We start from the raw sequence: 14,283 nt of genomic DNA, 5'->3' as shown, positions 1-14,283 counted from the left end.
TGTCGTTACTGATTGACCATCTTTACCATCTTTAGGGTTAGGACCATCAATATATTCAGGTTCTCTATCTGAATACTCTACTTTAAATTGATTTGTTGTAGGATTATATGTGATGTTTGTAACGCCTTCATTATTATCTAAATTATATTCAATAATAGCATCTTTTGGACTATAAAGATTATCACGACGGACTTCTTGCCAATAATAACCGTCTTCTTCTAATAATTTTGAATCATCAATACCTATAAGGTCTGGATTATATCCAAGTTCTTTGTAGAAGACACGATCTCGACCATCTTCACCTTGTTGAACGAGTTGAATAGAGTTTTTAGGTAACTCTTTATTTTCACGTACAACATTTTTATAACTTACATCTTCCACAGTAATTTCATAACCTGATTGCGTATCTTTGTATAAACCATAATCAATGGAATTATCATCATTATGAAGTTCAATACGAACCACCGGTCCATTAGAGTCATTCTCTGTTGTACTACCTGGCGCATTGCTAGTTGTTTCTGTATAACCGTCCGGATCGATAAATTCAATTGTATATTCGCCTTCATCTAAGTCATAGAATCCATAATTACCTTGATTATCAGTAACTGTGTTACCAATTGTTCGTCCATCTTTTTTAAGAATAACGTTTACGCCACCAATACCTGATTCACCATCATCTTGAATACCATTACGGTTTACGTCATTCCATACACGATCCCCAACATTATATTTATTAGGTGTTGGTACTGGTGTATCTTTATAGAAACCACTATCAACAGTTAAATTATCAGCACCATTAATCGTAGCTATTGTAGTAGTACCATTTGAATCAATCGCATCGTCATTTCCAACATTTGCAAGTGTAGCTGTGTAGCCGTCTGGAGTTTGGAAAACTACAGTATACGTACCATTTTTTACATTAGTGAATAAGTAGTTACCATTAGAATCCGTTGTCGCTGTATCAATAACTTTATTATTTGAGTCCCTTAATTCTACACCAACATTTGCGAACCCTTTTTCTCCAGCATCTTGAATACCATTTTTATCTGTATCTTCCCATACTCTATCTCCAAGATTATATGTTGGAACATATCCCTTATCAATAGTCATATCATCTGCATTATTAATAACTACCGTACTTGTAGAAGGATTAGAATCTTTATCCGAAGTTGTTGTTCCTGTTTTAGCATCCACCATATTTTCTGGTGTAGTAAATGTAACGGTATATTTACCGTTAGATAAATCATTAAATTCATATTTACCAGTAGCATCTGTTGTCGTAGTCGTAGTTTCATTAGTCTCGTTGTTTGTTAATGTAACCGTAACACCGCTAATACCTGTGTCACCATCATCCTGAATACCATTATCATTAGTATCTTGCCATACATAGTCACCCAATTTATATGTTGGTTGTTCTAAATAGAAACCAGTGTCAACTGTCATATTGTCAGAATTATTAATCATTCCTGTAGCTGTAACGATATTTCTAGCAGAGTCTAATTCGCCATCAGAATCTACAGTATCATCATTTGTATTATTAGCTGGAGATAGCGTATAATCTTTTCCATTTCTATCTTTAGGGATTGAGAATTCTACTGTATATGTTCCATTTTGTAAATTGTCAAATTGATAGTGACCAGTAGCATCTGTTGTTACACGTTGTAATTCTCTATTATTACTATCTTTAAGTGTAACGTATACACCTTGTATACCTTGGTCGTTATCATCTTGAATGCCATTATGGTTTACATCATTCCAAACTCTATCTCCTAAGCTATACATAGGATTATCACCAGATGCTGTTGAAGAACCATTTAAATATGATACAGTGGTAGATTTAGATCCATGATTATATTGTGCATAACCATTTGTAGTACCATCCCGTGTTACCCAATATTCTGTATAAACATTTCCAGTACCACTAGGTTTAACTGATTGCACTACAATATATTTTTGTCCCTTATGCATTTTATCAGCAAATTTTATGTCAACTCTAGTTTTATCATTATTAACATCTGGCGTAAAACTGCTTGTTACTTCTTTAACTGAAGAGCTATTTAAATTTGGATTAAAGCTATCTACGAACGCACTATTATCTAATACTTTATATACTTTGACTTCCCCAAACTGACCATTTTTGACAGTTGAGAAATAATGAGCTGGTCTAGGATTAAGATTATTTTGGTTCAAATATGCTACTTCTACATGTTCATTTTTTGTATTGTCTACATAAGCAACTGCTGCATTTGTAAGTTGATTTTTATGGTTTCCATATTCAACTTTATATGGTTTTCCATCAATCTCTTGTCCAGCAATTTTAACACTCATTGGATAAGATTGACCATCAACATTTGCAGTTTCTCTTTTAGGTGTAGCAATAAGACTAAAACTACCTTTAACATTTTGATATTGATCTACGTAGTTTGTGAATGTATATGTTGTAGTATTAGTAGATTGATCATACACGCCGTTAGCTACTATTTCTCCTTTATTACTACGCAATTGTGTATTCGTTGCTGGAAGTTCTAATGCACCTGGTCTTATATAGTCACCATATTTAATTGTAAAGGTATCACCTTCAGTGATACTATCATCTAATGTATAATTTGCTTTAATATTAAATTGTTCTTCATTTGTAGGAACAATATAATCATCTGCATGTGAAGTTCTTTTCTTAACTGTCATAGAAGCATCAGTAATTGTTATTTTATTATTCACATTTGTTCCAGAAGTTGGTGTTTCTGCTGCGTAAGTCATTAAACTCATATAAGGGCTAAAGCTACGTGTTGGTGACGTTGAACTTGTTGTATTTAATGTCGACGCTAAGGCAATCGGTGTATTTACACCATAATCTGGATTTGTGAAATCAGTTTTTAACGCTTCTGCTACAATTGCATTATTAATCTCATCTTGCGACGCATTTTCTAAATCAATATCATTGCTTACAGCATTTGTAATAGCTTCTTTATTATCCGTATCTACATTTAAATTACTGACAATATCATCTGTATAAGCTTTTTTATCTGTTACAGAACTATCATCGGATACCGTAGGTTTATTCATTTTTGAAGCGATAGCTTTCGTATCACTTGTCACACTATCATTTGTTGTCTTGTTATCATCAGTTAGATTTTTATTGCTTTCTTTGTCTTCATTGCTTGATGATTCTGATTGTGTTGAATCAGCCGGTTTAGTTGTTGTTTCTTCTGTTGATGGTTGTTCTGTTGTTGCTTTTTCTTCTGTTGATGGTTGTTCTGTTGTTGCTTGAGTTGTGTTATTTTGTGTGCTCGCTTCTTCGGTTGACACTGATTGTTCAGATGTTGTTGTTTCTTTTGTCGAAGGTCTCTCTTCTTGTGTTGTAGTTACTTCTGTTGTGTCAACTGTACTTTTTTGCGTGCTTTCATTACTTTCAGTTGTTGAATCATTTGTGTTTTCTGCTGCTTGCACTTCTTCGCTTACGCCAAATACTAATGATGCACCAACTAAGATAGAGGCAGTGCCTACAGTGAATTTTCTAATTGAGTACTTGTTCAGACGATTAGGTAAGAAATCTACTTTCTTGTTAATTGGTCCTTGTTTTCTTTTACTCATACTTTACCTCCTGGTAAATAAATTAACATTTCTTTGTAAGTAAACTACATATATTTTTATATGTAAATACAATTATAGACTAATGCAAATTACACTTTAACACAATACTTTTTTAAATTTTTACAATAAAAAAATAAATATTAAGTCTAACAAATAATAAGCTTAGTCAACTATTTTATTTCCAATAATTTGAGCAAATGATAATTACTTATATTTTTCCTTTTAAATATAAAAAAAGAGCGATATCTATCGCTCTTTAAACTCGTTTCTTCCTTTATAAATGTATTTTTTTACATTATTATAATTTATTTTAAATGTTCGTACGGACTGTTATTGACAAATGATACAATTTGATCGACAAATAGTTTTGCGCGTAATTGGAATTCTTCGTCATTTAAATACAGTGTACCGTCTTCTAATTTTGCATAGTCCGAATCGTGTGTTGCAATTTGTGTAGGTACAGCAATACCTAATAAACTACGAACAATGACACGTAAATGTGAGAGTGGTTCTGAACTTACGATACCGCCACTGTTACCAATTAAGCCCACTGGTTTCATTTTGACATAATCCATATTAATGTGATCTAACGCATTTTTTAAAATGCCTGAATATGAACCATGATAATTTGGCGTACCAAAAATTAGGAAATCCGCTTCCATCGCTTTATCTTGGAACTCTTTTGTATTGGCTTTAATTTCCTCTGTTGAATGTGTTGTTCCTGAAAAATCAAGTTGATTTAATGGTCTTTCAGCTAAATCAAAAATATCTACGTCGACATCATGATTATCGAATTGTCCTGTTAAATATTTAGCTAGTGCGTTGGTATGTGAACCTACTTGTGCACTTCCTACTACGATAAGTCCTTTCATTTTGCTCTAACACCTCTTCAATATTATTTTATTTCTCTTCAGTTAAAACTTTCATAATTGCTTTACCTACACCACTATGTTCATTGGTATCTGTAACCAATTTAGCTATAACTTTCACTTCGGGCATCGCATTGTCCATCGCAACAGGATAACCTACGCGTTCAAGCATGGATACATCGTTTAAATTATCACCTAACGCCATGACATCTTGTAAGTCAATATGAAGTTGATTAGCAATAGTTTCTAATGCAATTCCTTTTTGAGCATCTGAATGCGTAATTTCTAAATTACCACGTGATGATGATGAAATAGCAAGACTTGATATGGCCGATAATTCTTTTCCAATACGTTCAATTTTTTCAAGATCCGGATTAAACGCCAGTACTTTCATTATCAGTTCGCCTGGAATATCTTCAATATCCTTGTAATTATCGACAATTTTGAGTGTCCCGTTATCAATGCGTTTTTGAATCCCTGCTTTAATCTTTTCAACATCGCCTTGTTGGCCTGCATTTCTTGCAATATCTAAATAGATATCTAAATCACGTGTTGGATCTTCTGTATAAATACCTCTATTCGTATACACTTGGTAGTACACGTCTTCCTGATCAAGAATCGCTTTAATTCGTTCTACTAATTCATGATTTAAATGAGAGGTATTCATAATATTGAATGATTCATCACGTACTTCTGCACCATTTAAACAAATATAAGGCACTTTTAAATCTGTTTCAGCCATGGGCGTGCTTGCTTCATAAAACGCACGACCCGTTGCAATAACTACTGTAATCCCTTTTGATTGAGCATATTTAATCGCATTAATATTTTCTTCTGAAATTTCATGTGCTGCATTTAACAGTGTCCCATCCATATCTGTTGCAATCAATTTAATCATGCCGTTACCTCATTTCATTAGCTAAACTTACAGCTATTATATTTTAGAACATACATATTCAGTGAACACAATTACAAAATTTAAATTTGTTTTACCGTTCCTATTCTAACAAATTTATCATCTTTTGTACGGTGATGTGTTTCTTTTAACTTTTTTAGCTCTTAAATCACGGAAAAATTGTCTCAATAAATTGCTACACGCTTCTTCTAACACACCCTGTTCAACAATTGCACGATGATTAAATTGTGGCTGTTGTAGTAAATCCATTAAACTGCCACTGCATCCTCCTTTAGGATCCATCGCGCCATATACAACTCGTGGTATACGACTCATTACAACCGTTCCAGCACACATGACACAAGGTTCTAATGTGACATATAATGTACAATCTTCTAAACGCCAACTTCCTATGACTTTAGCTGCCCGTTCTATTGCTAAGTGTTCAGCATGAGCAGTAGGCTGTTGCAGGGTTTCTCTTAAATTATGGGCACGTGAAATAATGTCGTTATCTTTAACGATCACTGCTCCGATTGGAACTTCACCAAGCTGTCGAGCCTTTTTCGCTTCTTCAATTGCACATTTCATGTAAAATTCATCATTTGTCATATGTGTCATCCCTTACTTATGATAAAATACTCAATGTCTATTTTAACATTTGGAGATGTAATTATGAATAAACCATTTATTGCAATAGAAGGTCCGATTGGCGTTGGCAAATCGTCTCTTACTCATAAAATTAGCCAAACCTTTAATTATTATGAAGAAAATGAAATCATTAATGAAAACCCCTTTCTTTCTGATTTTTATGATGATATTTCAAAATGGAGTTTTCAAACTGAAATGTTCTTCCTTTGTAATCGTTATAAACAAGCACAAGATATTGCAAAAATTAATCAAGGTGTGGTAAGCGATTACCATATTTATAAAAATAGAATATTTGCCCGCAATACACTTAACAAATCAGAATTTGATAAATTCAATCGTATTTTCAATATTTTAACTGAAGATCTTGAATTACCTAATATGATCATCTTTTTAGATGCTGATTTAGATGTACTGAAACGTCGTATTGCTAAACGTAACCGTAGCTTTGAACATCAAATTGAAGATAGCTACTTACTTAATTTAAAAAAGGATTATTTATCATTTTATGAAACATTAAAAAACGAAGGTGCTAATGTGATTTTAATCGACACTTCTGATTTAGATTTTGTACAAAATGAATCAGATTATCAATTGATTTTAAACCAAATTAAACCCATGATAGGAGATATAAAATATGAATAATTACGGTATCCCTCAAAATGCGATTATTACAATTGCTGGAACTGTAGGCGTAGGAAAATCTACATTAACTCAAGCGCTTGCTGATAAACTCAATTTCAGAACTTCCTTTGAAAATGTAGACCATAACCCCTACTTAGATAAATTCTATAATGATTTTGAACGTTGGAGTTTCCATCTGCAAATTTATTTTTTAGCTGAACGTTTTAAAGAACAAAAACGCATGTTTGAATACGGAGGAGGCTTTATACAAGATCGTTCTATTTATGAAGATGTTGATATTTTCGCAAAAATGCATGAAGAACAAGGAACAATGAGTAAAGAAGATTTTAAAACTTACTCGGAGTTATTTGAAGCAATGGTTATGACACCCTATTTCCCTAAACCAGATGTTTTAATTTATTTAGATTGTGACTATGATGAAGTGATTGATCGTATTCATCAACGTGGCCGCGATATGGAAATGAATACTGATCCGGTATATTGGAAAAAGTTATTTAAACGCTATGAAAATTGGATTAACAATTTTAATGCTTGTCCCGTAGTAAGAGTGAATATTAATGAATATGATATTCATGAAAACCCCGACTCTTTAGATCCAATTATCGACAAAATTGCACATATTATTCAAACATATCGAAATGTCGATCATCGATAAAAAAAGAGACAGACTTTACTGTCTCATCTAGGCAAGAAGGACTAGAATTAAACATGGGTGTAAACCCATGTTTAATTCAGTCCTTGGCTGCCAATATGTTATAAATGTAGAAAATAACCATTATACTTTAATCTCTTTTTGTTTAATTATTTTGTGTATACTTTTTTAATACTTCTGGTACACTCACAGCTGTTTCAATCACGTAATCAGCATCCACAAGTTCCTCTTTTTTTGCGATACCACTTAATACACCAATGGCTAAACCTAACTTTGCATTCACTTTAGTCTTCATATCATTATTTGTGTCACCTACGATGGCTACATCTTCCGGTTTAACATCATAATGATCAAAAAGTGGCTTAAGAACTTCAGGATTGGGTTTTTCAGCCGCATGCGCTTCAGTAGAAATGACTAAATCAAACGCATCTTTAGAATGTGTTTCTTCTAAAAATTGTGTCACTCCTTTTTCAGAGTCACTAGTCACAATACCAATTTTATAGCCTTCTTGTCGTAATGATTGAATCATATCATAAACGCCATCTATCCAGTTATTTTCTGGTTCACGACTATCTACTAATGCTTGACTTGTATCACGCGTCCATTTAGAAACATCTTTTCCTGATTCGTCATTAAACGCATGAACAATTTCATCTAACGATCCTGAACCCATAACAGAATCCGGACTAATCGTATCTTTAACAACGCCTAGTTTGCGAAGCGTTGCTTCTTTATTCGCTACAGGAAATGTCTCTAGGAAACTATTTACCAGGCGTACGCCAATTTTTTCCCAACTATGATCAAATTCAATTAATGTACCATCTTTATCAAATAATATCCATTCCATTTATATATACACTCCTTATTTTGTATTTCATTGTAATATACATTGTTCTTTTAAGTATAGTAAAAGAACTGCTTAGCATAGGTTTATAAAAAAAGCCATACCTCTCTAGGTATGACTCAACTAAGAATATATAAAACTAGTTTTGAATAACTTTGGCATTAATGCCTCAACGGGAATGAGACTATGTGTAAGGGGATAGTCTCTAAAAATATCATACATCACTTCATTTTTATTGTCTACAACAAGTTGATACGTATCAACATTCTATTTCATCATATATTTATAATCTTACAAGTGCTATATTAAAAAATTCTACTTTTCCACAGTTTTTACATTCTGTAATAAATGTTTTTATATCTGATGTTTCAGTATCGTCAGAAACTGGAAAAAATACAAATTTATCTTCATGATAGTTAATTTTAGGTGCTATACAACATGTATCACGATGTTTTTTCTTATGAAAATCAGACATTGTTTCAATTTCATTGTTTGAATATTTAGCTTCAGTCATTATCATCACCTCTTATTGAATGTGTTTCAACTTTATCATAAACGATTAAAAATTGTGTACAATTCCTTAATTGTTTACTTTTAATACCTAAATGTTAATTCGCTATAATTTAAATTATATATTAAGAAACACGCTTTTTATTTAGTAACTATATCTAAATAAAAAGCGTGCTTTACTAGTATTTAATGAAAATATATATTCAATTCGATTAGGGGGAAACAATTAATTAATTTCTCGGTTCACCATTTACAAGAATACCACTTACTAAATCATATACTTTTTTAATGAAACTAAAGATATCTAACATGGTTTTCATCTCCTTAAATATGTTTACAACTAATAGTTTAGTACATATTTTAATTTATAGGGGATTTCTGCCTAAATTGATATGATTCATGCTAAAGTGTCTTGATTTCCCTATTATTTCATATTAAATGTTGCCTAGAAGTCCAAATTATTCATCAAGTTCCCAAAAAAATGAAAAAGATGTATTGAAAAATAATAAAAAATTTGCCTTATTGCTTTTATATCTATAAGTGGTTTAATTAATAGATAATACAGTGATTACAATCTTCACTTAAAAAATGAATGAACTGATTCATCAAATTCCATAACATATCTTTGTGATATGCTATTGAGTAATTTTAACAATGATATTCATCATATCATTACTAAAAATGAAAGGATATATTCATGTTAATCGTTATTTTTATTTTATTCGGAATCGGAATTGGATTATTTATATTAAGTTTCTTCTTAGCACAAAATGAAGGACTCGCTTATAAAACAATTAGCAGAGGATTTTCTGCATTATTTGTATCACTTGGTATATTAGCATTAATGGGGTATCTCATTAATTTTATTTCTTCACATTATTTAAATATCTAATTCCTTATATTTTCTATTCTCAACAAAGTGGAAAGACATCATTTAAAGTTGTCTTTCCACTTTTTCAATTTACTTTATTTTATTATTGGTCTCTTGAAGATACTTGAATCAAATATATATCGTATTAATTACTCTAAGATGATCCAAATCACGGATAAAAATTGGATTAAGGTAATCAAATAGAGCAACATCATAGTTAGCATTACTTTCATTGAAACTTAGTCTTACTAGTCGTGTACGAGTGAGGCTTTTTTTCGCATAAAAAAAGGGGCTTTATGCCCCTAAAGATCTATATTATTTAAATGAATTTCAAATGCTGAGATTACCTAAGTAATAATGGTATTAGGTATATGGTATTTGTAATAGAAGACAAACACTAAGTCAAGGGTTGTCATTTAGGTAATCTCATTACTTATTATTACATAATAAAATTTAATTATCTATGCTATTGAAATAAAAAATAATATTTTTTACATTTAAATCTAATTAATTATTAAAATGATAAAAAATGTCTATCTTTATTTGTAAATAGTATAATTTAATTATCAGAATATTTTGTTATAATATTTTGCTCCTTATTTATTTTACATCACCACTCTTACTTAGTTCGACATAAGCTATGTTAAGAGTGGTTTCTTTATACAAAAAGGAAGCCAACTCACTTTTATACCCCCAAAAGTTGTTCTAAAATAAAAAACAACAAGCTAGAAATCACGTAGTTATAACGTTTCTAGCTTGTTTTTACAAGTTATTTATATTTCGGAACAATGACTCTCCAACAATAAATATATTTTATATGTATCTATGACTATTTATAAACATTGTTATATTAGGTTTACTTAGTGTTATCTTTACTTATATTTAATATATATTTTTAAATAACGTATTCAAAACGTATTCAAAATAAAAAACGCCACTCAATGATTGACGTTTAAGATGAGAAATTTAACTTGCCTGCATGTTAAATGATTATTTCTTAAGAATGAGTATAGCAAAATAATACAAAATTATAACTATTTTACAAAATATATATAAATTAAATATTACCATTATTGAATAAAAAGTTATACCGCCTATATTTATAATATAATACATTATTCCATTAAAGAAAATTATATTACCTAGAATTAATTCTAATATAAATATTCCAATCATAAAAACACCGTGAAGTATATAAATAACAATGAGTGATAGAATTTTTTTTAATAAATCATTTTCATCTTTTTCATTCTCTTTGTTAATCTTTCTCAAATTTTCAATAATAAATGTAAGAGTAGCAAGACTAAAACCAATTGTGATTGAAAAATATGTTATAAGACTATCTATTATAGTACTAACAATTTTAAAAGCATCATTTGAAAGAAAGGTAATTATGAGACTTATGATTACACTAAATAAACATATAATTATGTTCGCTATTAATAGTTCATGTCTATCTTCATTAAAATTTTTTTTAAACCTTTCGAACCATATTGATAAAACTAGTTTACTTTTTGTCAATATTGACTGGTTTCTAACTTCAGCTGCATCTTTAGTTGGATCGTAAGTATTTATAATCTCCACCTCTTTCTAATTTTGTAATTTTATAAGAAGTATTTTCTCGATTGCACTTTAACGTCAATCGAGAATTCAATTGATTGTATATAACATTTACTACATTTATTTCTTTAGCCTCAAGGGTTAATGAATTTATATTTAATTGGTTGTCAGTGTCTATAATTTCTTTTAGTTTAGTAAAGACTTCAACTTTACTTGCCCAACCATTTATATTTTTATTTGCTTCGAAAACTATATCTCTAGTTGATGTTTCAGGCGTAAATACTCTAGTTATATTTTCATCAATAGTACCCTTAACTTTTAATTCGCCAAAAGTATTATTAGCTTTCAAGAATTTAATGAAATTTAAAAGTTCTTCAGACATTTTACTAAAATCAAAATTTTCTAATACTATCTTAGCATTATGTGTACCAACTTTTTCTTTTTCCGCTTTTGCTCTTAATTTAGATATAATACCTTTCTTTTCACTTTTATAATTTTCTATATTTAAAGGTATAGTAATATCTTTCATTTTTTTTATAGATTTTAATTGTTGTATAAAATCTATAGGCTCTAACAAATTAATTGTAAATAAAGATTTTCTAGTATCTAATTGAAAGACATTTTCATTCAATTTATTAAATTCTTTATAATAAAATTTTCTAGTTGAATTATTATTAAAATAACTTCGAATTCTATTCATTGTTAAAACGCTATTCCTATCGTGTTCAACGTACATATGCCCATTTCTTTTATCTATAAAAAAATGCACTTTATTTAAGATACCCTCATTTTCTTCAAAATCTTTTGTTTTAGTAAGTTTCTTTATTTCAACACTAGAAGCTTCATAACCATGAGCTATTGTTAAAAACTCTCCATACGCAAGATTTATGCTATAATCTTCATCAAAATTATTTAAAACTATAGTTTTACTATTTTTATATGTCTGAATTCTATCAATTCTAATCTTAAATAAAACATTTTTTATATTGTACAAAAGGATATTAAAGTTAAAATAAGTAGGTAAATATTGCCAATCATCTTTGGCTTTATTATACCTTAAAATTGGTGTATCTATTTTATATACATAGAATTTTATACGTTTATTCAAATTATTCTTACCTCTTTCATTGTGTAGTTGACAATATTATATATTTAATTACTTGTTAAAAAAAGAGGATAAAAAAACAACTAGCATCGGAGAAAGATACTAGCTGCAACTACACGATTTAATTATAACCTATTTTAGTACTAGGTGCTAATATAAATAGCTCGGTATATTTTAAACCACATTGCTAAATCGACAAGCTGGTTAAAAATAACTATTATTTCAAATAAAAAAAGCTAGCTCATTGCTAGCCTATAAATAATATTTATTTTTTATCTTTGTATTTTTTTTTCTATTTCTTTAGTATAATCGTTTAAAACTCCAATATATATATCATCGATTTTATAATAATCATTCTTTATATTATCTTCTTGATTTAATCTATATATTTCTTCCATAACATTTTTAAATTCTTTTAATTCTTTCTTTTTAAACTTCTTTTTATCTTTTTCACTTTGGTTATATTCCCAATGATGTTTAAGTAAGAACTTAGTATATAATCTAACTATATCAGCGTCTTTAATATTTAAAACTCTATTTAAAAATTTTTTACTATATACAATATCGGTGTATAATCCACCATAATGTTTATCAAGTATTTCGTGTAATTCTTTGTATATATAATTTGAAATCTTATCAAAATCTTTTTGCTCAGATTCTTTTATATTTTTCTTTTCATTACCTTCAATTTCATCTTTTCTTTTAGGTAAAAATCTAAGCGAAGCTAAAATTCTATATACGTCTTCTAATCGTATTACTGGCTTAGCAGCAATATTCATTAATTCTTTACGCCATTCTGATTTTTGGTCTAAATCATTTAATAGTTCTTTATTTTTAAGCCTTTGACTATTAAAAATAGTAAAACAAACACCTGTTATAGCTAATATTCCTGTGAATAATGTACAAAGACCAACAAATTTATCGTTATGCTCATTATCAAAATTACAAATAAATCCAATAATTAACAGAGCAATAACGCCTAATGAAATTAAAATTGCTATTGCCCAAAAAAGAGCTTTTGGTTTTTTTCCTGTCATTATAAACTCCTTCAATCAATGATATATTTTTATTTAATATATCATTGCAAATAATTTATTTGTAGTCCTAAATTAGGACTGCACCCGTGCACTAATATAAATTGTGAATGTACCTATGTATCGAAGCGGTTGCTGTATTCACTCATCTATGGGGTAGCGTTTCACGACCTCATGAATAAGGGGGAACGTTTCGTTCACTCCTTATTTAGATCAACTAATAAAGGGCGTCGTGTTTCCCTACTCCCTTTGATATCCGTATTCTTGCAGCTACCGTTATAAATAATTACATTAATATACGGTAAATTATGTTTATTTATATTGAAGCAAGGTAAATTAAAATATACTTTCATAATTAAGTATTCTTTTTGCCTCATTAGTCATTTGATTAATGAGGTTTTTTTATACAAAAAAAGTGGCCACCAATTAAGGTTAGCCACATTGTAGTTGAGATAGAGTAAAAACTCTATATGTACGTAAAGAAGTTAGAGGTCATCAAACCTCTTTTGCTATTATCTCATTATTTATATATTTGTCTACAACGTTTACAGTATCTGTAAAATATTTACAATCTCATTCCCAATATTTTAGGAATGAAATTCGCTACTAGATCATTATGTTGCTGCGTACTCAAGTTGAATACGCAGCTATCAGTAATTATTTATCCTCTTTTTCTTTTCTTACTTAATTTATATATCAAATAAATAACTACAACTATAATCGTAAATAAGTCAAAAGACGATAAAAGTGATTTACTAAAAGATTGCTTTATCCAAAAGAAGCGGATTAGAAATAATAAAGTTGATTGTATTATTAAAGCAAAGAAAATATTAATGATTGGTTTATCTTTAATGAAGTTATACACAATATAAGCTATACAAACAATAGTTATGATTAACATTAAAGCTTTTGCCATTGCTAATACTCCTTTTTAACTTTACATTAGCATATCATTGTATTACTTATATTTTAATAATTTCACTGTCCAGATTTGGAATATGAAATTCACTGCGCACATTTGCGCCATGAGATCATATTAGATAATGTATTATTATAAAGTGA

At 29.5% G+C, this 14,283-nt stretch carries 12 protein-coding genes; 3 read left to right on the top strand and 9 right to left on the bottom strand.

The window, feature by feature from the left end; genetic code table 11:
* The 4 genes from HMPREF2953_RS07715 to tadA all read right to left on the bottom strand — a co-directional run.
* Nucleotides 1–3,591 (bottom strand): SdrD B-like domain-containing protein (locus HMPREF2953_RS07715; RefSeq protein ID WP_141754093.1); only part of this gene is annotated, 3,591 nt, incomplete at its 3' end.
* Nucleotides 3,592–3,896: 305 nt separating this feature from the next.
* Nucleotides 3,897–4,463, bottom strand: a complete 567-nt coding sequence (locus HMPREF2953_RS07710) for an NADPH-dependent FMN reductase (RefSeq protein ID WP_002455716.1) — start codon at nt 4,461–4,463, stop codon at nt 3,897–3,899.
* Between the two features lie 28 nt (nt 4,464–4,491).
* The gene (locus HMPREF2953_RS07705; protein ID WP_070672718.1) at nt 4,492–5,358 is read right to left on the bottom strand and encodes a Cof-type HAD-IIB family hydrolase; all 867 of its coding nucleotides are present in this window, start codon (nt 5,356–5,358) and stop codon (nt 4,492–4,494) included.
* Between the two features lie 117 nt (nt 5,359–5,475).
* A complete protein-coding gene (gene tadA / locus HMPREF2953_RS07700; protein WP_017175352.1) occupies nt 5,476–5,964 on the bottom strand; it encodes a tRNA adenosine(34) deaminase TadA in 489 nt (162 codons plus the stop codon).
* Between the two features lie 63 nt (nt 5,965–6,027).
* Between tadA and HMPREF2953_RS07695 the strand changes: the two genes are divergently transcribed.
* Nucleotides 6,028–6,645 (top strand): deoxynucleoside kinase, encoded by a 618-nt coding sequence (locus HMPREF2953_RS07695; protein ID WP_070672714.1) that lies wholly within the window; start codon nt 6,028–6,030, stop codon nt 6,643–6,645.
* A complete protein-coding gene (locus tag HMPREF2953_RS07690) occupies nt 6,638–7,300 on the top strand; it encodes a deoxynucleoside kinase (protein ID WP_002449060.1) in 663 nt (220 codons plus the stop codon). The genes HMPREF2953_RS07695 and HMPREF2953_RS07690 overlap by 8 nt, the downstream gene beginning before the upstream one ends.
* A 142-nt stretch (nt 7,301–7,442) precedes the next feature.
* On the opposite strand, the gene HMPREF2953_RS07685 is transcribed toward HMPREF2953_RS07690, so the two are convergent.
* Both HMPREF2953_RS07685 and HMPREF2953_RS07680 read right to left on the bottom strand, forming a co-directional pair.
* A complete protein-coding gene (locus HMPREF2953_RS07685) occupies nt 7,443–8,144 on the bottom strand; it encodes an HAD family hydrolase (RefSeq protein WP_070548009.1) in 702 nt (233 codons plus the stop codon).
* 280 nt (nt 8,145–8,424) lie between these two features.
* Nucleotides 8,425–8,655 carry a hypothetical protein gene (locus HMPREF2953_RS07680; RefSeq protein WP_070672711.1) on the bottom strand — a complete coding sequence of 77 codons (231 nt, stop codon included), beginning with the start codon at nt 8,653–8,655 and terminating at the stop codon, nt 8,425–8,427.
* A gap of 693 nt (nt 8,656–9,348) precedes the next feature.
* Here HMPREF2953_RS07680 and HMPREF2953_RS07675 point away from each other — a divergent pair.
* Entirely contained in the window at nt 9,349–9,543 is a 195-nt protein-coding gene (locus HMPREF2953_RS07675) for a hypothetical protein (RefSeq protein WP_049336707.1), read from the top strand.
* A 1,531-nt stretch (nt 9,544–11,074) separates the two neighbouring features.
* Here HMPREF2953_RS07675 and HMPREF2953_RS07665 read toward each other — a convergent pair.
* The 3 genes from HMPREF2953_RS07665 to HMPREF2953_RS07655 form a co-directional block, all read right to left on the bottom strand.
* Nucleotides 11,075–12,190 carry a hypothetical protein gene (locus HMPREF2953_RS07665; RefSeq protein ID WP_070672705.1) on the bottom strand — a complete coding sequence of 372 codons (1,116 nt, stop codon included), beginning with the start codon at nt 12,188–12,190 and terminating at the stop codon, nt 11,075–11,077.
* A gap of 269 nt (nt 12,191–12,459) precedes the next feature.
* Nucleotides 12,460–13,224: a hypothetical protein gene (locus tag HMPREF2953_RS07660; protein WP_070672702.1), complete on the bottom strand. Its 765-nt coding sequence runs from the start codon at nt 13,222–13,224 to the stop codon at nt 12,460–12,462.
* Nucleotides 13,225–13,882: 658 nt separating this feature from the next.
* Nucleotides 13,883–14,137, bottom strand: a complete 255-nt coding sequence (locus HMPREF2953_RS07655) for a hypothetical protein (protein ID WP_070672699.1) — start codon at nt 14,135–14,137, stop codon at nt 13,883–13,885.
* Nucleotides 14,138–14,283 lie beyond the last annotated feature (146 nt).

Source organism: Staphylococcus sp. HMSC072E01 (assembly GCF_001814125.1).
Classification (GTDB): domain Bacteria; phylum Bacillota; class Bacilli; order Staphylococcales; family Staphylococcaceae; genus Staphylococcus; species Staphylococcus hominis.
This window is presented reverse-complemented; position numbering and strand designations above follow the sequence as displayed.